We start from the raw sequence: 24,992 nt of genomic DNA, 5'->3' as shown, positions 1-24,992 counted from the left end.
TTGCTGACAAAAAAATTACAAAGACTCAATATTTCGTTCTATATTTAATCTAAGAAATATAATTTGTAAAAGGTGGAGGTATTTTTAAGATAAGGACTGGTTCCTTTATAAAATTAGTATATTAAAGAATGGAAGATCAAGCATTATTTATTGAAAAAGTAAAAGCATCCTATAATCCTAAAGGTGCCTACATTTATTTAGGAGCCGGTATTTTAGAGGGGAATATCCTTGCTGATGCTCAAGTTAATTTAGCTTTAAAAATGATGAACCGCCATGGTTTGATTGCTGGGGCAACGGGTACAGGTAAAACGCGAACCTTACAATTGATTGCTGAACAGTTGTCCGACAGTGGTGTTCCTGTTTTCATGTTGGATGTCAAAGGTGACTTGTCAGGTCTAGCTCTAGAGGGCCAAACCAATCAAGCACTGATCGATAGAGGTAATGCCGTTGGTGTTCCATTTCAGCCCGCTAGTTTTCCTGTTGAATTGTTTTCATTGACTGGGAATAAGGGAACCACTATGCGGATTAAAGTATCCGATGTTGGTCCGATTCTATTAGCACGAATTTTGGAATTGAATGATACGCAAACTGGAGTTTTAGCCGCAATATTTAAATATGCGCAAGATCACAATATGCCTTTAATCGATTTTAATGATGTTAAAAAATTATTAAGTTATCTGGCCGATGGTCCAGGCAGTGAAGAGATTAAAGATGATTATGGTAAAATAAGTACATCAAGTTCTGGAACTATTTTACGTAAAATAGTGGCTATAGAGCAACAAGGAGTCGCGCATATATTTGGCGAGAAGGAATTTGATATCCGAGATTTGTTTCAAAAAGTAGATGGTAAGGGAGTTATAAGTTTATTGAATATTTCGGATGTTCAAGACCAACCAGTGCTATTTTCAACTTTTTTATTAAGTATTTTAGCACAATTATTTAAAAATTTACCTGAGGTAGGAGACTTAGATAAACCAAAATTGGTTTTCTTTTTTGATGAAGCTCACTTGCTGTTTAAAGATGCTTCAAAGACATTCATGACACAAGTCGAGCAAATTGTTAGATTGATTCGTTCCAAAGGGGTTGGTATTTTCTTCTGTACTCAATCTCCAACAGATGTTCCAGAATCTGTTTTAGCCCAATTGGGCAATCGTATTCAGCACGCGTTACGTGCTTTTACGCCAAATGACGCCGAGAACTTAAGAAAGACCGTCAAGACTTATCCAAAATCGGATTTTTATGCAATTGATCAAATTCTGACATCATTGGGCACCGGGCAAGCATTGATTACGGTGTTAAATGATAAAGGAATTCCTACAGAAGTCGTGGCTACACATCTTGTACCCGCTCGAGCTGTAATGGGACCAGCAGATACGACGACCTATGATGACCTCATAACGCGTTCAGATCTGTATACCAAATATCAGCAGCGCGAAGAGAATCGTTCCGCAGCAGAGATCATCGATGAGAAAATGGAAATTGCTGCACATCAACAAGAGCAATTGACCCGTGCCAAAGAAGAAGAAAAGCGTTCAAAAAACACTTCAAGAAGACAGACCCCATTAGAAGCTGCACAGAAAACGGCAACAACAACCTTAGCTAGGGAAGGGGTCAAGCTGTTAGGAAAATTAGCAAGTGGTTTGTTAACAGCATTCTTTAAGAAAAAGTAATCTAATATGTATATATTTGCAAAAATTTAAACTAGAAACGACCTAGAAATTGGATATGAGTAAACCAACTTTATTAATTTTGGCAGCAGGTATGGCTAGCCGTTACGGATCATTGAAACAGATCGATGCTTTTGGGCCTCACGGCGAAACTATTATTGATTATTCTATCTATGATGCTATCAATGCTGGGTTTGGCAAAGTAGTATTTATAATTCGTGAAGAATTTTTAGATAAAATGAAAGAGGTCTTTGACGAAAAATTGAAAGGAAAGATCGAAGTAGATTATGCTTTCCAAGATTTTGATTTGAAGAAATATGGCATTGACCGTGAAATAGAGCGTGCTAAACCTTGGGGTACTGCACATGCGGTATTGAGTGCTAAAAATAATGTCAATGAACCTTTTTGTGTAATCAATGCTGATGATTTTTATGGAACAGGCTCCTACCAAAAAATGGCGAAATTCTTAACAACAGAAGTATCAGATGAGCAAATGGCGTTAATGGGATTTCAAGTAGGCAATACGCTATCCGATTATGGTTATGTATCTAGAGGTGTTTGTGAAGTAAGTCCTTCAGGACATATGGAAAGTGTAACAGAACGCACTAAAATTTATTATAAAGAACTTGACGGTGAGAAAAAGATTGTCTTTGAAGAAGGCGATGTCATTACTGAATTGGATCCAAAAAGCCGTGTATCAATGAATTTTTGGGGTTTCACTCCTAAGGTTTTTGAAGTTGCTGAAGGTATGTTCAAAGATTTTGTTGAAAAAAATGCAGAAGACCCTAAATCCGAGTTTTTTATACCTTCTGTAGCAGATTATTTGGTGCAAACTAAGCAAGCCGATTTTAAAGTTATCCCGACATCATCAAAATGGTTCGGTGTTACCTATAAAGAAGATAAGGAAATTGTACAGGCATCTATTTTAAAATTAATCGCCGATGGAGCTTATCCAGAAAAATTATTTTAAGATATAATCATAGTATTTTCTTAAACCCGTCACATTTGTTACGGGTTTTTTTTATGTTTGAATATTAGGAAGTATTTTCATCCTAGTATTCAAGTCCATTATAAACATGAAAAAAATATTGAAAGTGTTATTATATATCCTAATCAGCATAATCGTGATCGTTTTTGTGTACTGGTTGTCAGAGCGCATTCTTTCACGCATGAGTGCACATAGGGAGCCCTCTATACTGCCGAAAGAGGTTGCCGTGTATATTATGTCCAATGGTGTTCATACTGATCTGGTAGTACCTGTTAAAACCAGTCAGATGGAGTGGTCCACGTTATTTCCCTTTCAAAATAACAAGGGAAAAAAAACAGATTATAGTTATGTGGGAGTAGGCTGGGGTGATAAGGGTTTTTATTTAAATACTCCAGAATGGAAAGATTTAAAAGCTTCTACTGCATTTGTTGCTGCAACTGGTATTGGCGAGACAGCACTTCACGTAACTTATCATAAAGAAATAACCGAAAGCGAGCTATGTTTTAAGTACATGATTGATACGGTACAATATCAGTCCCTCATTGATTTTGTGAAGTCATCGTTGGAATATGATACTGAAAATAAACCCATTGTAATTAATACCAGTGCACAGTATGGAGATTCAGATGCTTTTTATGAAGCAAAGGGATCATATAGTATGTTTTACTCATGTAATACTTGGACAAATGAAGCCTTAAAAAAAGCAAATATGCCAGCAGGTATTTGGGCAACATTAGACAAAGGGATATTGAGTCACTACAAAAAGTAATTGTAACGATCTAAAGACCATGTGGCAGTTGGCTGAAACCTCTATTGTCGTGCTGTAATATCAGATATTGATAGATGTATATTCCAGTAGAACAAAAGTATGGTTTTGATAAAATAAGTAAAAAAAAAGCCCGAAGACAAATCTTCGAGCTTTTTTATTTGAGGAGGAGTTAGATTACTTAACTTCTTCGTATTCTACGTCAGTTACATCATCACCACCTTGGTTACCTTTGTTAGCTTGACCAGCATCACCTTGAGGTTGTGAACCGCCTTGTGAAGCAGCATACATCTCTTCAGAAGCAGCATTCCAAGCATTGTTTACTTCTGCAGAAGCAGAATCGATATCAGCAAAACTTCTAGCTTCAAAAGCAGCTTTTAATTTTACTAAGCCAGCTTCGATAGCAGCTTTTTTATCTGCTGAAATTTTATCTCCGTATTCTTTTAATTGTTTTTCTGTTGAGAAAATCAAAGCATCAGCACCATTGATTTTGTCTGCTTCTTCTTTCATTTTTTGATCCGCTTCAGCATTTGCTTCAGCTTCCTCTTTCATTTTTTTGATTTCTTCGTCAGATAAACCAGATGAAGCTTCGATACGAATATTTTGCTCTTTTCCAGTTGCTTTATCTTTAGCAGAAACTTTGATGATACCATTTGCATCGATGTCAAATGTTACTTCAATTTGAGGAACACCACGAGGAGCTGAAGGGATATCATTTAAGTGGAAACGGCCAATCGTACGGTTTTGAGCTGCCATTGGACGCTCACCTTGTAAGATGTGGATTTCAACAGATGGTTGATTATCAGAAGCAGTTGAAAACGTTTCCGACTTTTTAGTAGGAATAGTTGTATTTGCTTCAATTAACTTAGTCATTACACCACCCATAGTTTCGATACCCAATGATAAAGGAGTAACGTCTAATAATAATACGTCTTTCACTTCACCAGTTAATACACCACCTTGGATAGCAGCACCTAATGCAACAACTTCATCAGGGTTAACACCTTTAGAAGGCTCTTTTCCGAAGAATGCTTTTACTGCATCAACGATTGCAGGGATACGTGTAGAACCACCAACTAAGATGATCTCATCGATATCACCTGTACTGAATCCAGCATTTTTCAATGCAGAACGACAAGGATCGATTGTGCGTTTGATCAAGTCAGCAGCTAAGCTCTCAAATTTAGCACGTGATAAAGGACGAACTAAGTGTTTCGGTCCTGTTGCATCAGCAGTGATGTATGGCAAATTGATTTCAGTCGAAGTTGTGCTTGATAACTCAATTTTAGCTTTCTCAGCAGCTTCTTTCAAACGTTGCAACGCCATTGGATCTTTTTTCAAGTCAAAGCCATTGTTTTCGTTTTTAAACTCATCATTCAACCAGTTGATGATTACGTTATCAAAGTCATCACCACCTAAGTGAGTATCACCGTCAGTAGATTTTACTTCAAATACACCATCACCTAATTCTAATACAGAAACGTCATGTGTACCACCACCACAGTCAAAAACAACAATTTTCATGTCTTTGTGTGCTTTATCTAGACCGTAAGCTAAAGCTGCAGCTGTTGGCTCGTTGATGATACGTTTAACTGTTAGACCAGCGATTTCACCAGCTTCTTTAGTTGCTTGGCGTTGTGCATCATTAAAGTATGCAGGTACTGTAATAACAGCTTCAGTTACTTCTTGACCTAAGAAATCTTCTGCAGTTTTCTTCATTTTTTGAAGAATCATAGCCGAAATTTCTTGAGGCGTATATTTACGGTCGTCAATTTCTACACGAGGTGTATTATTGTCGCCTTTTACTACATTGTAAGGTACATGTTGCGCTTCTTTTACAGACTCATCATATGATAAACCCATAAAGCGTTTAATAGAATAAATAGTTTTAGTTGGGTTTGTGATCGCTTGACGTTTTGCTGGATCACCAACCTTACGTTCTCCACCTTCAACAAAAGCAACGATAGAAGGAGTTGTACGTTTACCTTCATTGTTAGCAATAACTACCGGCTCGTTACCTTCCATTACAGCAACACATGAATTGGTCGTACCTAAGTCGATTCCTATTATTTTAGACATATTATATATATTTATTTTTTACTAATCTGTTTGTATATCTACCCTAATCAACCCTTGTGCCAATCATTTTGTTTGCATGAAATTGGATGAAATTAGTAATGTAACGTCAGTATTGGTGACAAACTGTCATTTCTGTGTTTATTTATTATGTCTGAATTGTACAAATGGCAAAATTTTGTCATATTGTGTCCCTAAATAAAAAAGCTATTTTATGCAGTTCGACGAATACATATCTTATTTTCAAACCATATTAGATGATCCACAGCAATATGAAGTTTATCAAGATGAAGAAATTTTAAGCTATACGAAGCTAAATTGGTCACGTATGAACCGTTGGTTGAAAAAATTCCAGCCAAATGCTGAAACCACTTCTTTTATAAATGGAATATCAATAAAGCAACATTGGATTTTGATTACAGAACCTTGGTGTGGAGATGCAGCACATTCTGTACCCATGATTTACCAGTTGGTCAAAAACAATCCAGCTATTGTATTGGATATTCAACTCCGTGATTCGGAACCTTATATCATTGAACAATACTTGACCAATGGTGGCAAATCTATTCCTAAATTAATCATTCGCAACGAACAAGGTGAAGATATTGCCGTTTGGGGGCCACGCCCTCAAGGTTGTACAGATTTATTTGTTATGATGAAGGAGAAGGGAGCTGAATTTCATGAGATAAAAGAAGAAATTCAAAAATGGTATAATCATGATAAAGGAGTTGCTATACAACAAGAAATAGTAAGGCTACTATCCTGATAAATATTAGAACAGATGATTTAGTAGATAATCTGTTCTAATATTTGTCTTCTTTGCTCAGATTCATTTCCTCCTCTACCTCTAAATATACTGCCAGAAAGCAATTTGAAAAAATCATTAGCCGTCATTTCTTTCGCTTTTTTATCTCTCCACGAATTTGAAATTTCATCATTCGTAAACTTGACTTCTGTAGCCCAGTAATTAATATGCATTTCAGGAATTACAAGTCCTAATATCATACCAGGCAATCCATTAGTTAAAACAGGACCTGCAGAAATTGGAATCTCTTCCGAATAAAATGCAATAAGATATAATGAATCTTTTGTTGCTCCGTTGACACGTCTACACTCGTAACCAGCAATGGTTCTAAACTCATCCGTAAATCGCCAAGTAACTTGTTGAAGACTGTCCTTGATCAGGATTTTTTCATCTATTTGTAATTGTATCTCCGAAGTTCTGGATCTGAGATTTTGAACATATATTTTCTCACCCATCTTATTATTTCCTCTCATCATTCCCCCCATACGATTTCCTCCATTATTATTTCTTTGCGAGCCACCTGCACCTGCACCTCCGCGAGAACCTCCCCCTGAGGAACGACTACCTTTTGTAATACCAGGAGCTGTCATTGTTGATTTTACTGGTGTACTCGTATCGCTAGGAGACATGACAGTTTGATTCTCATCAAATTGTAATACGAAGTTTGAGGTCGAACTTTCAGGCATCTCATCGATATTTCCCATATACATCATACCCCTATTATTACCTCCATATTTTGCCATTATATCTCGCATTCGTGCTTTTGTATACACGACTTTCTCATATTGGATGCTACCTTTCGTTGCAAAATATGCATGCTGGGCAAATGAGTTCATCCCGCTTAATAAAAGCATAAAACCTATTAATAATCTAGTCATTTTTCTTTCCTAAGTTTTTGTTAAAATCCCATTTCAATCCGACCATGAAGTATTGCGTTAAGAGCTGTTGCTGTGATTCAGAAAAATTACTGCTATCAAATGATCGATTAATAGTATTAAATGTTTTAAAAATATCAAAAGCTTTTAAACTCAATTGAAGATTATTGCTCATCAATTTTTTATTTAATTCGAGGTTCATATAAAATTGGTGAATAGCCTTTGTGAACACTTTATTTTTACCTGTATAACCATAGTTAACCACCTGCACTAAATCAAATTTGTAAGGGAGGAAATATTTAATATCAGCATTAAGATTAGTTCTTAAGCTGTTGTTATTTAATTCAGGTTTTAAAAGAGTTTCTTGTCGGTCGATGCCGATATTACTGAAAAAGTTGAAATCAATCACTTTAGAATTTTGTTTATTTAATCCAAAGCCTATACTCGCATTGTAATTTTTAGAATTGTTTAATTCACCATTGATAAAATCGTAACTATTACCATAACTTAGATTTGCATTGGGATTGAACTGAAGTAAATTATTGAATATTGGCTTGCTATACCCTGAATAAACTCGCGCAGACCAATTGACTTTATCACTAATATTTACATAATTACTAGTCGTAACACCAAGTGTATCGAGCACCCTTTTGTTTGCAATCGGGTTATGAGTAGTACTAATTCCTGCATTAATATTGAAACTAGAACTTCTTAAAATACTAAAACTGTTGAAATTGAAGTTATAAGAATTTTCGGTCGATTTTTTTAAATCAGGATTCCCCAATTGTATAAATAATGGATTCGTTAATGGTTGTAAAGATTGCAATTGTCCAAACGTTGGAATCTTATTAGATGTACTGTAACTGACCATCAAATTTTTATTTAATGTTAATTTATAATTGATGTTCATATTTAGGTTATTATCCCAAAAGTTACGCTTTAGGTCAATATCGCGATATGTATCGATTAATTTTTGATTTTTATAGCTTATCGTATTTGAAATAGTGACGTTTATTTTGTCTTTAAGATTATAGTTTATTTGAATATTAGCCCCTTGATTGAAATTTCTATTTTCTTCATTTTTTGAATATAGAGAATCCAATTTGGTGTATTTTCCCAATTCATCTATATTAGACGAATTATTAAGACTTTTGGAAATATTGGTATTCATCGTATACCCTAAGGTCAAATATAGATCCTGGAACACTTTTTCATTAAGATTTAAAGAAGCACCGATTCGATTGCTGGTGCTGGAGTTAACACGCTGCTGATCCAGCACCACGCTATCAACTACGTTTTCTTTATAATAATTTGTCGTAGAGTTTACCTGTGCAATAGATTTGTTTTGCGATATCTGGGTATTGAACTGTGCATTTAACGATCTACCATTGTTATTTAATCTTCTTCTATAATTAATGCGAAAATCCGCGTTATCGTTATTGCCATTAGAATTATTTCTTTCTTTAAAAGTATTTGTTAGCGTAGTATCGTTATTCGTTATAGTGCGATTTGAGGTACTTTTACTTTGAGAATTTGATTTACCCGCATTGAATTGAACATCCAAATTCTGGATAGAATCAATTTTGAATCGAACTTGTGTTCGGAAATTATTATTTTTAGTATCATCATCTGAAGTGCTGTAGCCCGTAGTTTCTCGCGTTTTATCTGGAAAAATCTCTTTACTGTAGGATTGCCTCTCATTAGAAGCGCTATTATTATTAAAATTGTAACTAGAGTTTAAGGACAATCTTTTCTTTAAAAACACGTTATCATAATTAATACCAATATTTTTGTATTCTGGTTTGCCTTGTATGCTCGAATTGGACCTGATTCGAGAATCATTTCCGCCACCCATGTTATTCCAATTGCCAGTCAATCCGATACGTTCCGTCCTGTTGAATTTAGCAGCAAATAGTGCTGCGTCAAATAAACCTTTTGTTCCTAGAGCAGCATTTGCATTTCCAAAAATTCCCTTTCGCGCTTCCTCTTTCAGTACTACATTGACGGTTTTGATACGTACTCCATCATCAACTCCAGTTAATTCAGCCTCATCAGATTTTTTCTCGTATACCTGTACTTTGTCAATAGCATCTGCTCTAACATTGCGAATCGCAATTTTAGGGTCATAACCAAAAAATTCTTCACCATCTATCAATACCTTTGATACGGTTTTCCCTTGAGCAGTAATAGTTCCGTCCGAAGACACAGTCATTCCCGGTAATCTTCTTAATAAATCTTCAAGCTTGGCATTTTTTTCAGTTTCAAAACTACCCGCATTATACTCTATCGTATCACCCTTTATTTTTATAGGTAGTTTTTGTGTGATTACAACTTCCTCAAGAACATGAGCTCTAGAACTGATTTTAATATCATGTAAATCTATCTTTGTATCTTCTACAGTGATGAGGTCACTAAATAGTTCAAATTTTGGATAAGTTACAAGTACGCGATAATTACCTTTTTCTAGAGGTTGAATAGAAAAGTTGCCTTCCTCATTTGTACGAGTAAATACTTTTAATATAGAATCCTGTGCAGATAGTAAAATCACAGAAGCATTCATGAGGGGTTTGTTTTCACCTTTATCTAAGACCTTACCTTTTATAGAGGATTGACCATAGCTCAATGTTGTACAAAAAAATAAAACCAGAAAAAGGATCCTGTTCATCATAGTATTTAGGTGAAGTTATGTCGCAAATATAGAATATTAAGTGGGTCCGAATATTTCTGTAATCACAATGTTATAAAAACAAACAACTATTAACAATAATTAACAATAGACGTTGTTTTTACAGCTAGAATAGACAACAGTAGAGTTTGCAAATAATAAATATTTCTTAGCTTTAAAAAAAATAGCCTGTATGAATATCGAAGAGCTACGTGAATATTGTATAGCTAAGCTTGCAGTTACAGAAGAGCTTCCTTTTGGACCAGATACTTTGGTTTTTAAAGTTGCCGCTAAGGTTTTCCTGTTAGTTGGTTTAGATCAATTGGATAGTTTATCTTTTAATGTCAAATGTGATCCAGAGTATGCCATTACACTGAGACAAGAGTATGGACAGACCGTATTTCCTGGTTATCATATGAATAAGAAGCACTGGAACACTGTGCATGCAAATCGCGAATTGACAGATCAGAAGTTATTGGAATTAATTGATCATAGTTATGATCTTGTGTTTGCATCATTGCCTAAAAAGATAAAAGAAAATCTTTAATAACAGTTGAATTTCCTTTAATTGTCAAGTTTTAGAGACAAGGGGCTTTTTTCTCCGCTAAATTTAAGTTGTTACCCCAACAATCTTAACTTTGCGCCACGTTAATAATTCTCAATATACATTAACGATATTTTACACTAAAATATTAATTTATTATGGAACAAAAACGAATTCTCTCGTTTATGATTTGTATGATACTGCTTTTTGGATTGAATAGCTGTATTAAAGAAGAAGCACTGAATACAGAGGCTGATATAGAGCAAGCGAGCATTCCTAACGATGATTTAATGCTGAGTACAGCACCTTCTATTGGTAATAATACGATTATTTTCAAATTAAAACGTTTTTCAGGTACTTATCTTCATGCACCAGAATTTGTGGTAACGTCAGGGGCGAGCATCTTACCTGAAAGCGGTACAGAACTTGATTTTTCAGTACCACAGCAATATACTGTTACTTCTCAAGATGGTGCCTGGTCAAAAACTTATACAGTCTCATTTGTCGTCGACGAAGGAGCAGATTTTTATGCTGCATTTGAAAATGCACAAGTTGTTGACACGGACAATCCTGTTGGTCATTATCATCAGTTTTTTGAATTGACAGCACAAGGTCAGAAAAAGTTCATATGGGAAACCGCAAATGAAGGCTATAATATTCTTGCTGGGACACTTGTTGGAGATGAAAAGGATCTTGTGCCATCTTTTTATCCAACTTCGCAGGTTACAGATGGTTATTTAGGTAAGGCCGCTAAATTAGTGACGAAAGATACCGGTCCATTGGGTGGGATGTTCGGTTCACCATTGGCTGCTGGTAATTTGTTCGTTGGAGAGTTTAGGTTGACTTTTCCTACGGTAAATTCTACTCGATTTGGTATTCCTTACAATAGCGATACTAATCCCATAGCATTAAAGGGCTTTTTTAAATACAAAGCTGGAGAAAAATTCCTAAATAACTCCAAAACATCACAGCTTACTCAAGACACCTGGGATGGATATGCAATTTTGTTTGAGAAGACAGCTGATTTAAATAAAAATTTCTTAACAGGTACACATGGTTTTAAAGATGCCCGTATTGTCAGCGTGGCTAGAATTGGTTCCAAAGAACAAATTGAAACGGATAAATGGACCGCATTTAATGTGCCTTTTTCTTTTGTGGATGGCAAAACTTTTGACCCAGCTAAAGAATATATGTATACTATAGTATTTAGTTCAAGTATAGAAGGAGATATTTTTAATGGTGCTGTAGGAAGTACTTTATTTATTGATGAGGTAGAGCTTGTTACAGGTCAAAAAAAATAATGATGTATATAAATAATAAAACTATTGTAATGAACAGAATACTCTATGTTGTAGCTATTTGTTTAATGGTTACCCAATATGCCCAGGCGCAGGACAGTACAGCTAACCGTGGTGCAAATTTTTTTAATACAAATATTGATTACGCAGTAAAGGCTCAATTTAGTGTAGGCGGTAGTAGTCCATTGGGTATGCCTCGTGAAATAAGAAAGATTGAAAGTTTTAATCCCGGGTTTAGTTTTGGTTTAGAAGCAAACGCTACTAAATGGATACATGAAAATGGAAAATGGGGAGTGCGATTAGGACTTCGCTTTGAAGAAAAAGGAATGAAGACCAATGCCCGTGTTAAGAATTATCTAACAGAAGTGGTTAAGGATAATTCAAAAGTAAGAGGTTACTATACTGGAAAAGTACAGACAAATGTGAGTAATACATATTTTACTATACCTGTTTTGGCTGTTTATAAACTTTCGGATAAATGGAATTTATATGGAGGTCTCTATTTTTCAAGATTGATTGACAATACATTTGATGGATATGTATCGGATGGCTATTTAAGACAAAATACGCCAACAGGAACAAAAATATCGTTTGAAGACGGAAGTCAGGCCACATATGATTTCTCGGACAATATTCGGAAATTTCAATGGGGTACCCAACTTGGGACAGAATGGAAAATGAATAAACATTTTAAATTATTGACAGACCTTACATATAGCTTCAATAATATTTTAGAAAAAGATTTCAACTCGATCGATTTCAGTATGCATAATATTTACCTTAACATAGGTTTTGGTTATTCTTTTTAAACAGATTGAGATGGATTTCCTGATCGATTATTGTCAAAATGGAAATCAAGATTTTGATGATGTTAAAAATTAAAAATGGCCTGTTAAATTGTTAACAGGCCATTTTTAATTTCGGATAAACAGTTTGTTTGAAAGATTGGTCTTCCTTTTGGAAAAGATAACTTACATCTTCAAACCGATCTCTCGCAAACGTTCATCTAAATATTCACCTGCAGTATAATCAGGATAAGCCTTTGGATAGGTTTCGCTGATGCAAGAATCTAAACAAGCTAAGCTCATTGATGCTTTAGGATGTAAGAAGAAAGGAATAGAAAAACGCGAATTACCCATTAATTCACGCGGTGGATTAACGACACGGTGTGTAGTCGACTTTAACTTGTTATTTGTTAAGCGCTGCAACATGTCACCAACATTGATAACGATATCTTCGCCTTTGGCTTTAATAGGAAACCATTCACCATCCTTTGTCATAACCTCAAGTCCGTCAGCACTCGCGCCAATTAATAAAGTAATTAAATTGATATCTTCGTGTGCTCCGGCACGAACAGCATCAGGTGCTAATTCATCTGGATTTTGGATCGGAAAGTAATGGATTGCCCGTAAAATAGAGTTACCGTTTATAACGAATTTTTCGAAATAATCTTCTTCTAGTTCCAAATAAGTTGCAATTGCTTTTAATAGCTCGCGACCAGTATCTTCTAGTTTTTTATATACTTCGGCGGTGATCTCACTGAATCGAGGTAATTCGGCAACTTCCGGATTATCAGGGAAATCAGTTTTACTATATTCTTCTCCAACGATTGTTTGTCCTCTTTGCCAAAATTCTTTCAAATCTGGAGTCGTCGAATCTTTTGCTTTTTCACGACCTTTTGTTGTATACCCTCTTTGTCCGGCAAGTTCAGGAAACTCATATTTCAATTTTGTTTCTGTCGGTAATGAGAAGAATGCAGGTACGATTTGATACAATTCGTCTATTAATTCTTTTGATAGACCATGATTAGCAATAGTAACGAAACCAGTTTCGTTAAAAGCTTTTCCAATGTCTTGGATAAATTGACCGCGTTGTTCTGAATTCCCCTCAGTAAAGTTTAACAAGTCAAGTCTCGGTATATTAACTAAAGCCATACGTTTATGTTTGTTTGTACAAAGGTAACCGATTTAATTTTGAATATAAAAACACAAATGTGAATAACTGTAAGGGTGTTTTGTTTAAGTTGTTGGTTTATAGTTGTTAAAAGTTTTCCACATTTTGATAATGTGGCATATTGTCAATTATAATCGGTATTTTAATAACTTGGTAAGGCACTATTCATTTCCGTCAAATATTTATTAAAAATTTAATATTAACTATTTGAAATCCAAAAAAAATAAATTAGATTTGTTATGCTTGCATAGTAAATAACAAAGCGGATTATGAGTCAAAATAAAACTATCGATTATTTTTTAAAAACAGGTTGGCAGACGATTGCTAATAAGTATAATCAAATTGCTACGCAATATGGTTTTACACAAGCAGCTGGCTATATTTTAATAAATATTCATAAAGAAGGCACTCCAGTGTCACAAATAGCAAATCTAACAGGAGTGAAAACAACCAGTTTGTCTCGTGTGTTAAATAATTTAGAGAAGCTAGGATTTATTTATAGAGAAGCAAGTGCATCTGATAAACGATCAGTCAAAGTTTATCTAACAGAATTAGGCAAAGAAAAGAGAGAAGTTGCAAAAAATGTCGTGCGTAATTTTAATCAATATTTAGAAGATAACTTATCAGAGAAAGAGCGAGTTCAACTGATGAAATCTTTAACCAAATTAAATGAATTAGCGACTGCTTATCAAGAAGAAAACAGTACCATCGATCAATAGTAGACAACCATTATTGATAATAAAACAATTAAATAAATGAGTAGAAACATTAGAAAAGTAGCAGTATTAGGTTCTGGAGTAATGGGCTCTAGAATCGCTTGCCATTTTGCTAACATTGGTGCAGAAGTATTACTCTTGGACATTGCTCCAAAAGAATTACTACCAGCCGAGACAGCAAAAGGACTTACTTTGGAAAGTAAGATCGTGCGCAATCGAATTGTCAATCAGTCTTTAGAAACGGCTGTCAAATCTAATCCATCTCCTATTTATAGTAAATCTTTTGTAAAAAGGATTGCAACAGGAAATTTTGATGATAATATGTCAGAGATCGCTTCTTGTGATTGGATTATTGAGGTTGTCGTGGAAAGATTGGATATTAAAAAATCTGTATTTGAACGTGTCGAGCAATACCGTAAACCCGGTACTTTAATTACATCAAATACGTCAGGTATTCCGATACATTTAATGACAGAAGGTCGTTCAGAAGATTTTAAAGATCATTTTTGCGGAACTCACTTTTTCAATCCTCCACGTTATTTACCATTATTAGAAATCATTCCTACGCCACATACCAAGGTAGAAGTAGTTGATTTCTTATTAGAATTTGGAGATAAAATGCTAGGTAAAACAGTTGTATTGTGTAAAGATACTCCTGCATTTATCGGTAATAGGATTGGTGTCTATTCCATGTTAGCATTGACACATTTAGTTGAACCGCTTGGTTTGACTGTGGAAGAAGTAGACAAATACACTGGACCAGCAATGGGGCATCCTAAGTCCGCTACTTTTCGTACCGCTGATGTTGTTGGTTTGGATACTTTAGTAAATGTTGCCAATGGACTTGCTCAAAATGCTCCCGATGATGAAGCCAAAGGTGTCTTTCAATTACCATCTTTCATAACCCAAATGGTTGAAAATAAATGGTTAGGTGAAAAAACTAAAAAAGGATTCTACGAAAAAGTAAAAGATGCTTCCGGAAATTCGGAGATTCAATCTCTAAATCTCAAAACATTAGCATTTGGATCACAAGAAAAAGTAAAATCAGCAACTCTTGAAGCAACAAAACAGGTAGAAGATATCCGCAAGCGAATGAAGGTATATGAACAAGGTAAAGATAAAGCAGGAGAATTATTTCGTGCCATGCATTACCCTTTGTTTGAATATGTTTCCAATCGTGTACCGGAGATTACGGATGATTTTTTCCGTATTGATGATGCCATGCGCGCCGGATTTGGCTGGGAGATAGGTCCTTTTGAAGTCTGGGATGCCTTAGGAGTTAGAGAGACTATTGAGAAAATAAAATCAGAAGAAAAGCGCCTCCCTGGTCAACGTGGACAAGTAGCACCATGGGTTCATGATATGTTAGCCAGTGGTTGCGAGTCATTTTATAAGATTCAAAATGGTGTACGCCACTATTATGATATTACCTCCAAATCATATAAACCTATTCCAGGAACAGAAGATCTGATTGTTTTAGATCACATTCGCGATAGTAAGACTATTTGGAAAAACTCAGGAGTTTCTATTATTGACTTAGGCGATGGTATTATCAATTGCGAATTCCATACCAAGATGAATACTATAGGTGGCGATGTGATTCAGGGAGTCAATAAAGCAATTGATTTGGCAGAAAAAGAATACCGTGGATTGGTCATTTCTAATGAAGGGAAGAATTTTTCTGCAGGAGCAAATATCGGCATGATCTTCATGATGGCCGCTGAGCAAGATTACGATGAGCTCAATATGGCTGTTCGTGCCTTCCAAAATACCTCGATGCGTCTCCGCTATTCTTCCATTCCAGTAGTTGTAGCACCATTTCAAATGACATTAGGTGGTGGTTGTGAATTTTCTATGCATGCTGATTTTGTACAGGCGCATGCTGAAACCTATATGGGCTTAGTGGAGTTTGGTGTAGGTGTAATACCAGGAGGGGGCGGTACTAAAGAATTTGCTTTGCGTGCTTCAGATGAATATAAAGACGATCAAATAGTTCAAAATACATTAAAAGATCGCTTTTTGACCATTGGAACAGCAAAGGTGTCAACCTCTGCTGTAGAAGCTTATGAACTAGGTTATTTACAAAAAGGTAAATATGCCATCACGATGAACAAAGCAAGGCTCATTGCTGATGCCAAAGAAAAAGCCTTAGAATTAGCTAATGCCGGATATATTCAACCTGCGCAACGGACAGATATTAAAGTGTTGGGAAAACAAGGTTTAGGTATTGTATATGTAGGAGCAAGTTCAATGCGTGCAGGTAATTATATTTCAGATCATGATAAAAAGATTTCCGAAAAATTAGGAACTGTTTTATGTGGTGGTGAATTGTCGGAACCAACAGAAGTGTCTGAGCAATATTTGCTCGATCTTGAGCGTAAAGCTTTCTTAGAATTATGTGCGGAACGTAAAACACTAGAACGCATCCAATTTATGTTAACAAAAGGAAAGCCGTTGCGAAATTAAAATTTAAATCTCACATCTAAAAAAATTATGGAAGCATACATTGTAGCAGGATATCGTACAGCAGTCGGGAAAGCTCCTCGTGGAGGATTTCGCTTTATGCGTGCAGATGATTTGGCCGCGGATGTAATCAAACATTTGGTCGCATCAGTTCCAAATTTAAATAAAGAAGAAATTGACGATGTAATCGTTGGTAACGCAATGCCAGAAGCAGAACAGGGATTAAACGTAGGACGTTTAATCTCCTTAATGGGCTTAGAGACAGATAAAGTTCCAGGAGTGACTGTGAATCGTTACTGTGCATCAGGACTGGAGACCATAGCTACGGCAGTAGCAAAAATAAAAGCTGGTATGGCTGATTGTATTATTGCAGGCGGTGTTGAAGTGATGTCTGGAATGCCTTTTGGAGGATGGAAAATTGTTCCAAATCCACAAGTGGCCAAAGAAAACCCAGATTGGTATTGGGGAATGGGACTCACTGCTGAAGCAGTTGCCAAAGAGTACCATGTCTCAAGAGAAGATCAAGATGCGTTTTCTTTAAAGTCACATCAAAAAGCAATTGAAGCAATAAAAAATGGACACTTAAAAGATGGTATAGTTCCGATCACAGTAAAAGAAAACTATCTGAAAGATGGCAAAAAACTAGAAACAAGAGAATATATTGTCGATACAGACGAAGGCCCTCGTGCGGACTCTTCGATTGAAGCATTATCTAAGTTACGTCCTGTTTTTGCTGCTGATGGTGTTGTCACAGCCGGTAATTCATCCCAAACCTCAGATGGAGCCGCTTTCGTCTTGGTTGTTTCTGAGAAAAAAATGAAAGAATTAAATCTAAAGCCTATCGCTCGTCTAGTTAGTTATGCCGTGGCAGGTGTTCCCCCAAGAATTATGGGGATAGGACCTATTTTTGCGATACCAAAAGCCTTGGAAATGGCGGGGTTGAACAAAGAGGATATTGATCTATTTGAATTGAATGAAGCATTCGCCTCACAGTCTTTAGCAGTAATTCGTGAATTAGGGCTCGATGAGGAAAAAGTCAATGTCAATGGTGGTGCCATTGCATTAGGGCACCCACTTGGTTGTACGGGAGCAAAATTGACTGTTCAAGTGTTGAATGAGCTGAAGCGTAGAAATAAGAAATATGGTATGGTTACTATGTGTGTAGGAACTGGACAGGGAGCCGCCGGTATTTTCGAATTACTGTAGACCAACAAAAATCAATAGAACCATAGTACGCATGCAGCAGCTTGTTAAAGATGGGATGGATTACAGATCTCAGCATCGATTCAAATAAGTTATTGACAGAATAAGTAAATTCAACAAGAGTAAAAACATTTTTTTAAAAATAGAAGCAAAGAAAGAGGATCAAGTTCTTTAACCTTTGCTCTTTAATCAGAAAAATTATGAGTAACACAATTAAAGGCGGAGAATTTGTCATCAAAGAAACCTCTTACAACGATATTTTTATACCAGAAGAATTTGACGAAGAAGCAAAGATGATCCGTCAGACCTGTATTGATTTTTTAGATACAGAAGTTTTAAATAAATTGGACCGTATCGATGCTCAAGAAGAGGGTTTGATGCCAAGTTTGATGGATAAAGCGGGCGCACTAGGTATGCTAGGTGTATCCATTCCAGAAGAATACGGTGGCTTTGGCAAAAATTTTAATACTTCGATGCTGGTAGCAGATGCAGTAGGAGGAGGGTTCTCTTTTGCAGTAGCATTATCTGCACATACAGGTATTGGCACACTCCCTATTCTATATTATGGGAATGCCGAGCAAAAAGCAAAGTATATTCCTAAATTGACTACAGGAGAGTGGAAAGCTTCCTATTGTTTAACAGAACCTAATTCTGGTTCAGATGCCAATTCGGGTCGTACAGCAGCAAAGTTAAATGCTGCAGGTACCCATTATGTCATCAATGGTCAAAAGATGTGGATTACAAATGGTGGCTTTGCTGATATTTTTATTGTCTTTGCAAAAATTGATGATGATAAAAATTTGACAGCCTTTATTGTAGAGAAAGATTTCGGAGGGATCAGTATGAATCCTGAAGAACATAAATTAGGGATTAAAGGGTCTTCTACCCGTCAGGTTTTTTTCAACGATTGTGAGGTCCCTGTTGAAAATATGTTATCCGAACGCGAGAATGGATTTAAAATTGCCGTCAATATCCTAAATATTGGTCGTATAAAATTAGGAGCAGCAACGATTGGCTCATCTCGAATGGTGATCACACAAGCTGTTAAATATGCCAATGAACGTGTACAGTTTAATTTGCCTATCTCAAAATTTGGAGCCATTCGTTATAAGTTAGCCGAAATGGCCACCCGCTTATTTGCTACCGAATCAGCAGCATATCGTGCAGGACAGAATATTGATGATGCTTACGAAACTTTAGTTGCCGGGGGTATGGATGAAGCGAAAGCAAAGTTAAAATCGGTAGAACAGTTTGCTATTGAATGTGCTATTATTAAAGTATGGTGTTCAGAGATGTTAGATTATGTTGTAGATGAAGGAGTACAAATATATGGAGGAATGGGATATTCAGCTGAGGCTCCTATGGAACGAGCTTATCGTGACTCCCGGATCAATCGTATTTTTGAAGGTACAAACGAAGTAAATCGATTATTGGTCGTTGATATGCTTTTGAAACGTGCCATGAAAGGTGAAATAGATCTAATGGGACCAGCAACAGCTGTTGCTTCAGAATTGTTGGCTATCCCTGATTTTGGAGAAGAAGATGAAACAGCATTTGCTGCAGAGAAAAAAATTATTGCGAATCTGAAAAAAGCAGGATTATTGATCGCAGGTGCTGCGGTTCAAAAATTAATGATGTCTTTATCTAAAGAGCAGGAGATTTTAATGAATATTGCCGATGTGATTGGTTATGTATATATCGCTGAATCGGCATTATTAAGGGCAGAGAAATTGTATCATACAAAGGGATCAGAAGTAAGTGCTGATGCTACCGATATGGCTAAGATTTACTTGTATTCAACGGTAGATAAAGTCAATGTAGCAGCTAAAGAAGCACTAAATTCTTTTGCTGAAGGTGACGAATTAAAAATGATGCTAGTAGGACTACGCCGTTTTACTAAGTCAGAACCATTTAATGTGAAAGATGCTCGTCAACGTATCGCTAAGAAATTGATCGATGCAAATAAATATTGTTTTTAGGTTAAACATATGATTATAGGTTTGCAAGCCGTGGTGTTTTTACCACGGCTTTTTTATTTGGTAACTTTTTCGTTTGTCTGTTGCCCACAAGGATAATATTTCTAAATTTGGGGTTTCAATATTAAAACCTATTTACATGTCATCTTCGAAATCATTCTCCTTAGCTGAGGATTGGGTAGTTGTTATTTTAGGCTTAGGAATTATTTTCTTAGCTATCTTTGGAGTTATTGTACCCCAACCAAGCTTTAGCTGGAGCAATTTTTCAGAACTTAAAGATCTCGTATTTTCAAATCATAACCTGCAAGCAATTGCTACACAATTTGGACTTGTTTTTATAGTGGCTATTCTGGGAGCGACATTATTAGGCAAATCAGTGAAAAATTTATTAATCGTATTTCCTACCGTTTATATCTTGACTATGCTAGCATTGATCCTCGCAGGGAATGCATTTGTCAAAGATTATAACCTAGAAGCAGTTATTTTTAGTTTAGCCATAGGATTAGCGATCAGCAATTTGTTTAATCTTCCAGATTGGTTTAAGAATGCGTTAAGTACGGAGCTTTATGTCAAGATCGGTTTGATCTTACTCGGCACTACCGTCATTTTTGGAGATATACTGAAAGCAGGTTTTTTAGGACTGATTCAAGCATTAGTCGTTGTGATATCGGTCTGGTATTTTGCTTTTTGGATTTGTAAAAAACTAAAAATTGATAAAGAAATGTCTTTGATGTTATCGAGTGCTGTATCCATTTGTGGTGTTTCAGCGGCTATTGCAACCTCTGGAGCAATTAAAGGAGATAGTAAAAAACTTTCCTATGTCATTTCACTTGTTTTGATCACTGCGATTCCGATGATGATTTTTATGCCTTATCTAGCCGAGCTGATGGGACTATCACAGCAGGTGACCGGTGCATGGCTTGGGGGATCTATTGATACCTCAGGTGCTGTCGCAGCATCAGGTAGTCTAGTTGGAGAAGAAGCTTTAAAAATAAGTACGATAGTAAAATTCTCCCAAAATGTTTTGCTAGGGATTGCTGCATTTGCCATTAGTATTTATTGGAGTTATTCCAAATCTGTCGATGACGAAACTAAAAAAGAAAAACCAACATTGAAAATTATTTGGGAAAGATTCCCAAAGTTTGTGCTCGGTTTTATTTTCGCATCCCTGCTTTTTTCCTTTTTAATCTCTCCCGAAACTAATGCCGAGATTAAAGGAAGTTTAAAATTTATTCAAGGACTTTGGTTTACACTAGCATTTACATCCATTGGATTAGAAACGAATTTCAAAGATCTCTTCCAGCAAGATAATAAAAAGCCCCTCTATGCATTTTTGATAGCGCAAACTTTTAATGTTATTGTTACGCTCATTATTGCACTCCTGTTATTTCAATAAGGCAGATTGAAAAATAGTTTTTAAGATTTATAAAGAAAAAGGAGAACCGACATTCAAGTTATCCTTTTCTATACCTTTAAATCATGTCAACTTATTCACCGTCTTATTGAATTTCTTTACTAAAACATGTAATGACAAGCGAAATAAGACGAATTGTTCAAAAATAAAGATGAATATATTGTTGATGGCTCACCGATATATCAATTCAGAATTATTTATTTTTTAAATTATGATATTTTGTAGTCCAGTTAGATAATATAATTTGGAATGTTTTCTTAATTTTTTATGGAATTCAGTATCTTCAAGCATCAATTTATCAAAGTAATATCCCAAGTATGAGTGAAAAGGAATTATTAATACAATATCGTATAACAGGAGATTTGGATCTTCTGGGAAAATTGTATGCTCCTTATATGTCATTATTGTATGGGGTATGTTTTAAGTATCTGCAAGATGTAGACAAAAGTCAAGATGCAGTTATGCAAATTTTTGAAGAGTTGATTCGAAAATTGCGTATTCATGAAGTTGATAATTTTAAAAGTTGGTTATACACCTTCTCAAAAAATTTCTGTTTAATGCAGTTACGCAAAGGAAAAGGAACTCACTATGTTGACATCGATGAACAAGTTGCAATTGGCAATGATTATTTAGATGAATCAGATCCTAAAGAATGGAGTGAAAGTCAATTTGAAAAATTAGAAAGTTGCATGCTGACTTTAAAACCTGAACAGGAGCGTTGCATCCGTTTGTTTTACTTGGAACAAAAGTGTTATAAAGATATTGTCGCTTTGACGGGCCTCGACATGAATCAAGTGAAAAGCTATATTCAGAATGGAAAGCGAAATCTGAAAATTTGTATGGAGAATAAGTAAAATGGAAAATAATTATCAATTATCCAGAATTCAGAACTACATCAGTGGTTTGATGAATAAAGAGGAAATGTTTCAATTAGAAAAAGAAGCATTAGAAGATCCTTTTTTGCAGGATGCCATTGAAGGTTATCGCATGCAAAAGGGAGTAGATGTGCGACAATTGAGTTTATTGCAGCAGAGACTAAACCGTCGCGTTGAACAAACTAAATCTACACGCAATGCTCAGTTTTACACTTGGCAACGATTGGCTATTGGATCCGCTGCGGGCGTCATTTTTGTCGTATTGATCGCATTTATCTATTTTAGAAATTTTACTTCACCTAGCAGTCGTACGACTGAGGTCGAATTAATCAATCCAGAAAATAAGATTGCTATTGAACCGTTGTTAACTGGTGGAGATGCCTCTCCGATAGGAGGATGGAATGCATTTGAACAGTACCTGCAAAAAAATACACAGGTAAAGGATCTGGGTGGAAAGATTGTAGTTCAATTTAGTGTTGATAAAAATGGAAAACTTACGAATTTTATTTTTGATGGACAGCCAAATGAAACTTTAAAGAAAGAAGTATTAAGGTTGATCGAGCAGGGGCCTAAATGGCAAGGTAATCAAGGGAAATTAATTATTCTTTTTCCTGCTGATGAGCATAATTTCAGTCAAGTCATAAAACCGCCACACTGCTTCGGTGTGAAAGAGGAAAGCAAGTAATATCGAAATCTTAACAAAGGTTCAAGAAGATAGTTTTTTATATCACGAAAAAGGAAAACATTTTTTTTAGGATATTAAAAAACTATCTTTTTATTGTTGTACTAACGGTTTTATTCTTCCCAACGTATTTTATCAGCAATAGGAGATCGAATAGGTTCTCTAGCTTCCGTTTCGTGGTGGCCTAAATAGAATAACCCAATGCATTTTTGATGTTCTTCCAACTTTAGGAAGTTTCCTAAATGATTGATGAGCCCCGGAGTTGCCCAATATCCACCTAAGCCCAAGGAATGTGCTGCTAGCCACATATTCTCAATAGCACAGGCCGTAGCAGCCAATTCTTCCCATTCAGGCACATCACCAGTATAATTAACGATCAATGCAATAGCAACTTTTGATTGTGTAGCCTTCTCACCCATGGTGATTTCTGTTTTTTCCAAGTATTTTTCTGCGGGTGTGACCGCCTTATAAATACGCGAAAGTTCAGTGCCTAGACGAACAAGACCTTCGCCCTTGAAAATAGTAAAACGCCAAGGTTGCGTTCTTTTATGAGTAGGAGCAGCATTCGCCGCTTCTAAAATCGTTAAGATATCTTCTTTATTAACATCTTGATCCGTAAAATTAGCTTGAAAAACAGATCGTCGACTTTGTATTGCTTTTAAAACTTCATTTGATTGCATATATATTATTTTCTTAAGCTTCTGATATGAGTATCAAGTTAATTATTATTTTTCTTCCCAAAGAGCGGCAACATGTAATATTGTTAAAACTGCTTTTTCCATATCTTGTTCCGACACCCACTCTTGTTTTCCATGAAACGCATGTCCACCTGCGAAAATATTAGGACATGGCAATCCCATAAAAGATAAGCGTGAACCATCAGTACCACCGCGTATGCTTCTGCGTTCTGCTCTCATACCCGCTCTCGTAATTGCCTCTATTCCAATTTCCATGATTTGAGGAAATTGATCCAAGATCTCTTTCATATTGCGGTATTGCTCCTTTATTTCAAAAGTATAGCTACAGTTTGGATATTGTTCAACTATATTTTTCGCGATAGATTCCAATTCCGCTTCATGTTTTTGTAAATTTGAGGTTTTGTGATCTCGAATGATAAAGTGGATTTCTGCTTTTTCAACTGTACCAGAGATATTTGTAGGATGCACAAATCCATCTTTCTTGTTGGTACTTTCTGGGGAAAGGCGATCTTGAGGCAAGGCAGCTATAACGGCACTTGCAATTTTTATAGCGCTTTGCATTTTGCCTTTAGCAAATCCTGGATGTACTGAGACGCCATGAATAGTCAATATTGCTCCATCTGCAGAAAATGTCTCATCTTCTATTGTACCTGCTTTCTCACCATCCATTGTATAAGCAAAATCTGCGGCTAATCGTTTCAAATCGGCTTTATCAACACCTCTTCCGATTTCTTCGTCAGGAGTAAATAAAATTTTGATATCACCATGCTTGATTTCGGGATGTTGCATCAATAACCGAGCAGCATCCATGATTTCAGCAATTCCTGCTTTATCATCAGCACCTAATAAGGTTGTACCACTTGCCGTGATGATGTTATTGCCAATTTGATTAGCTAAATCAGGATGATCAACATATTTGATTATGATGTTATTGTCATCTGGTAATACCAGATCCTGACCTTGGTAGTTTCGGTGAACTAAGGGTTTTACATCTTTACCCGAAGAGTCCGGCGATGTGTCCATATGCGAACAGAAACATATCGTCGGTACTTTTTTATCTGTATTAGAAGGTATAGTTGCGTAGATATAACCATTATCATCCATTGCAGCATCTACAATACCTAAAGCTAACAATTCTTCAACAAGCAATTTGCCTAGGTTTTTCTGCTTCGCTGTTGATGGACAAGTAGGTGAACTTGCATCTGATTGTGTATCTATTTGAACATAACGTTGAAATCTTTCAGATACTGAAAAATCGTTGATGTTGTTGATCTCGAAGTTACTCATATACTTTTATTTCATTAATGTGATCGTACTGTACAAAATTA

Annotated in this window: 20 protein-coding genes; 14 read left to right on the top strand and 6 right to left on the bottom strand. The window is 35.8% G+C overall.

Going from position 1 to position 24,992, the window contains the following annotated elements; translation table 11 throughout:
- Positions 1-128: 128 nt before the first annotated feature.
- The 3 genes from AC06G9_RS19585 to AC06G9_RS19575 all read left to right on the top strand — a co-directional run bounded on the left by AC06G9_RS19585 (position 129) and on the right by AC06G9_RS19575 (position 3,424).
- Positions 129-1,670, top strand: a complete 1,542-nt coding sequence (locus tag AC06G9_RS19585; protein ID WP_480956976.1) for a helicase HerA-like domain-containing protein — start codon at positions 129-131, stop codon at positions 1,668-1,670.
- A gap of 55 nt (positions 1,671-1,725) precedes the next feature.
- The gene (locus tag AC06G9_RS19580) at positions 1,726-2,637 is read left to right on the top strand and encodes a sugar phosphate nucleotidyltransferase (protein WP_480956975.1); all 912 of its coding nucleotides are present in this window, start codon (positions 1,726-1,728) and stop codon (positions 2,635-2,637) included.
- A gap of 106 nt (positions 2,638-2,743) precedes the next feature.
- Complete coding sequence (locus tag AC06G9_RS19575) at positions 2,744-3,424, top strand: TIGR02117 family protein (protein WP_480956974.1); 681 nt, start codon at positions 2,744-2,746, stop codon at positions 3,422-3,424.
- Positions 3,425-3,598: 174 nt separating this feature from the next.
- Here AC06G9_RS19575 and dnaK read toward each other — a convergent pair whose 3' ends face one another.
- Positions 3,599-5,500 carry a molecular chaperone DnaK gene (gene dnaK / locus AC06G9_RS19570; protein ID WP_045752415.1) on the bottom strand — a complete coding sequence of 634 codons (1,902 nt, stop codon included), beginning with the start codon at positions 5,498-5,500 and terminating at the stop codon, positions 3,599-3,601.
- A 211-nt stretch (positions 5,501-5,711) separates the two neighbouring features.
- Here dnaK and AC06G9_RS19565 point away from each other — a divergent pair, with 211 nt between their 5' ends.
- The gene (locus AC06G9_RS19565) at positions 5,712-6,263 is read left to right on the top strand and encodes a thioredoxin family protein (RefSeq protein WP_480956973.1); all 552 of its coding nucleotides are present in this window, start codon (positions 5,712-5,714) and stop codon (positions 6,261-6,263) included.
- Positions 6,264-6,283: 20 nt separating this feature from the next.
- On the opposite strand, the gene AC06G9_RS19560 is transcribed toward AC06G9_RS19565, so the two are convergent.
- Positions 6,284-7,180, bottom strand: coding sequence for a GLPGLI family protein (locus AC06G9_RS19560; protein ID WP_480956972.1), 897 nt, complete (start codon positions 7,178-7,180; stop codon positions 6,284-6,286).
- A complete protein-coding gene (locus AC06G9_RS19555; RefSeq protein WP_480956971.1) occupies positions 7,173-9,845 on the bottom strand; it encodes an outer membrane beta-barrel protein in 2,673 nt (890 codons plus the stop codon). The genes AC06G9_RS19560 and AC06G9_RS19555 overlap by 8 nt, the downstream gene beginning before the upstream one ends.
- 190 nt (positions 9,846-10,035) lie before the next feature.
- Here AC06G9_RS19555 and AC06G9_RS19550 point away from each other — a divergent pair, with 190 nt between their 5' ends.
- The 3 genes from AC06G9_RS19550 to AC06G9_RS19540 all read left to right on the top strand — a co-directional run bounded on the left by AC06G9_RS19550 (position 10,036) and on the right by AC06G9_RS19540 (position 12,493).
- On the top strand, positions 10,036-10,389 hold the full coding sequence (locus tag AC06G9_RS19550; protein WP_480956970.1) for an MmcQ/YjbR family DNA-binding protein: 354 nt from the start codon (positions 10,036-10,038) through the stop codon (positions 10,387-10,389).
- A 155-nt stretch (positions 10,390-10,544) separates the two neighbouring features.
- Entirely contained in the window at positions 10,545-11,687 is a 1,143-nt protein-coding gene (locus tag AC06G9_RS19545) for a PCMD domain-containing protein (RefSeq protein ID WP_480956969.1), read from the top strand.
- 29 nt (positions 11,688-11,716) lie between these two features.
- Entirely contained in the window at positions 11,717-12,493 is a 777-nt protein-coding gene (locus AC06G9_RS19540; protein WP_480956968.1) for a porin family protein, read from the top strand.
- A gap of 162 nt (positions 12,494-12,655) precedes the next feature.
- On the opposite strand, the gene AC06G9_RS19535 is transcribed toward AC06G9_RS19540, so the two are convergent.
- Positions 12,656-13,618 carry an isopenicillin N synthase family dioxygenase gene (locus AC06G9_RS19535; protein ID WP_045752411.1) on the bottom strand — a complete coding sequence of 321 codons (963 nt, stop codon included), beginning with the start codon at positions 13,616-13,618 and terminating at the stop codon, positions 12,656-12,658.
- Between the two features lie 288 nt (positions 13,619-13,906).
- Here AC06G9_RS19535 and AC06G9_RS19530 point away from each other — a divergent pair, with 288 nt between their 5' ends.
- The 7 genes from AC06G9_RS19530 to AC06G9_RS19500 all read left to right on the top strand — a co-directional run bounded on the left by AC06G9_RS19530 (position 13,907) and on the right by AC06G9_RS19500 (position 22,969).
- A complete protein-coding gene (locus AC06G9_RS19530) occupies positions 13,907-14,356 on the top strand; it encodes a MarR family winged helix-turn-helix transcriptional regulator (protein ID WP_045752410.1) in 450 nt (149 codons plus the stop codon).
- A gap of 36 nt (positions 14,357-14,392) precedes the next feature.
- Complete coding sequence (locus AC06G9_RS19525; protein ID WP_480956967.1) at positions 14,393-16,819, top strand: 3-hydroxyacyl-CoA dehydrogenase/enoyl-CoA hydratase family protein; 2,427 nt, start codon at positions 14,393-14,395, stop codon at positions 16,817-16,819.
- A 27-nt stretch (positions 16,820-16,846) separates the two neighbouring features.
- On the top strand, positions 16,847-18,022 hold the full coding sequence (locus AC06G9_RS19520) for an acetyl-CoA C-acyltransferase (protein WP_045752408.1): 1,176 nt from the start codon (positions 16,847-16,849) through the stop codon (positions 18,020-18,022).
- Positions 18,023-18,219: 197 nt separating this feature from the next.
- Positions 18,220-19,998, top strand: coding sequence for an acyl-CoA dehydrogenase family protein (locus AC06G9_RS19515; RefSeq protein WP_094773215.1), 1,779 nt, complete (start codon positions 18,220-18,222; stop codon positions 19,996-19,998).
- Between the two features lie 136 nt (positions 19,999-20,134).
- Positions 20,135-21,391 (top strand): YeiH family protein, encoded by a 1,257-nt coding sequence (locus AC06G9_RS19510; protein WP_248755535.1) that lies wholly within the window; start codon positions 20,135-20,137, stop codon positions 21,389-21,391.
- A gap of 335 nt (positions 21,392-21,726) precedes the next feature.
- Complete coding sequence (locus AC06G9_RS19505) at positions 21,727-22,263, top strand: RNA polymerase sigma factor (RefSeq protein WP_045755211.1); 537 nt, start codon at positions 21,727-21,729, stop codon at positions 22,261-22,263.
- 1 nt (position 22,264) lies between these two features.
- On the top strand, positions 22,265-22,969 hold the full coding sequence (locus tag AC06G9_RS19500) for a hypothetical protein (protein ID WP_248755536.1): 705 nt from the start codon (positions 22,265-22,267) through the stop codon (positions 22,967-22,969).
- Positions 22,970-23,079: 110 nt separating this feature from the next.
- Here the strand turns inward: AC06G9_RS19500 and AC06G9_RS19495 are convergent, their stop codons facing one another.
- Complete coding sequence (locus AC06G9_RS19495; RefSeq protein WP_293925321.1) at positions 23,080-23,646, bottom strand: nitroreductase family protein; 567 nt, start codon at positions 23,644-23,646, stop codon at positions 23,080-23,082.
- A 45-nt stretch (positions 23,647-23,691) separates the two neighbouring features.
- Positions 23,692-24,951 carry a peptidase T gene (pepT, locus tag AC06G9_RS19490; protein WP_480956966.1) on the bottom strand — a complete coding sequence of 420 codons (1,260 nt, stop codon included), beginning with the start codon at positions 24,949-24,951 and terminating at the stop codon, positions 23,692-23,694.
- Positions 24,952-24,992 lie beyond the last annotated feature (41 nt).

This window comes from Sphingobacterium sp. MAE, assembly GCF_056711605.1.
Note: the sequence above shows the minus strand (reverse complement) of the source record. Positions and strands in the feature narration are given on the sequence as shown.

Coding starts and splice junctions, on each gene's coding strand:
- AC06G9_RS19545 (WP_480956969.1), top strand. CDS start 10,545: ATGGAACAAAAACGAATTCTCTCGTTTATGATTTGTATGATACTGCTT.
- AC06G9_RS19510 (WP_248755535.1), top strand. CDS start 20,135: ATGTCATCTTCGAAATCATTCTCCTTAGCTGAGGATTGGGTAGTTGTT.
- pepT (WP_480956966.1), bottom strand. CDS start 24,951: ATGAGTAACTTCGAGATCAACAACATCAACGATTTTTCAGTATCTGAA.
- AC06G9_RS19520 (WP_045752408.1), top strand. CDS start 16,847: ATGGAAGCATACATTGTAGCAGGATATCGTACAGCAGTCGGGAAAGCT.
- AC06G9_RS19550 (WP_480956970.1), top strand. CDS start 10,036: ATGAATATCGAAGAGCTACGTGAATATTGTATAGCTAAGCTTGCAGTT.
- AC06G9_RS19540 (WP_480956968.1), top strand. CDS start 11,717: ATGAACAGAATACTCTATGTTGTAGCTATTTGTTTAATGGTTACCCAA.
- AC06G9_RS19505 (WP_045755211.1), top strand. CDS start 21,727: ATGAGTGAAAAGGAATTATTAATACAATATCGTATAACAGGAGATTTG.
- AC06G9_RS19515 (WP_094773215.1), top strand. CDS start 18,220: ATGAGTAACACAATTAAAGGCGGAGAATTTGTCATCAAAGAAACCTCT.
- AC06G9_RS19575 (WP_480956974.1), top strand. CDS start 2,744: ATGAAAAAAATATTGAAAGTGTTATTATATATCCTAATCAGCATAATC.
- AC06G9_RS19530 (WP_045752410.1), top strand. CDS start 13,907: ATGAGTCAAAATAAAACTATCGATTATTTTTTAAAAACAGGTTGGCAG.
- AC06G9_RS19565 (WP_480956973.1), top strand. CDS start 5,712: ATGCAGTTCGACGAATACATATCTTATTTTCAAACCATATTAGATGAT.
- AC06G9_RS19525 (WP_480956967.1), top strand. CDS start 14,393: ATGAGTAGAAACATTAGAAAAGTAGCAGTATTAGGTTCTGGAGTAATG.
- AC06G9_RS19500 (WP_248755536.1), top strand. CDS start 22,265: ATGGAAAATAATTATCAATTATCCAGAATTCAGAACTACATCAGTGGT.
- dnaK (WP_045752415.1), bottom strand. CDS start 5,500: ATGTCTAAAATAATAGGAATCGACTTAGGTACGACCAATTCATGTGTT.
- AC06G9_RS19585 (WP_480956976.1), top strand. CDS start 129: ATGGAAGATCAAGCATTATTTATTGAAAAAGTAAAAGCATCCTATAAT.
- AC06G9_RS19560 (WP_480956972.1), bottom strand. CDS start 7,180: ATGACTAGATTATTAATAGGTTTTATGCTTTTATTAAGCGGGATGAAC.
- AC06G9_RS19495 (WP_293925321.1), bottom strand. CDS start 23,646: ATGCAATCAAATGAAGTTTTAAAAGCAATACAAAGTCGACGATCTGTT.
- AC06G9_RS19535 (WP_045752411.1), bottom strand. CDS start 13,618: ATGGCTTTAGTTAATATACCGAGACTTGACTTGTTAAACTTTACTGAG.
- AC06G9_RS19555 (WP_480956971.1), bottom strand. CDS start 9,845: ATGATGAACAGGATCCTTTTTCTGGTTTTATTTTTTTGTACAACATTG.
- AC06G9_RS19580 (WP_480956975.1), top strand. CDS start 1,726: ATGAGTAAACCAACTTTATTAATTTTGGCAGCAGGTATGGCTAGCCGT.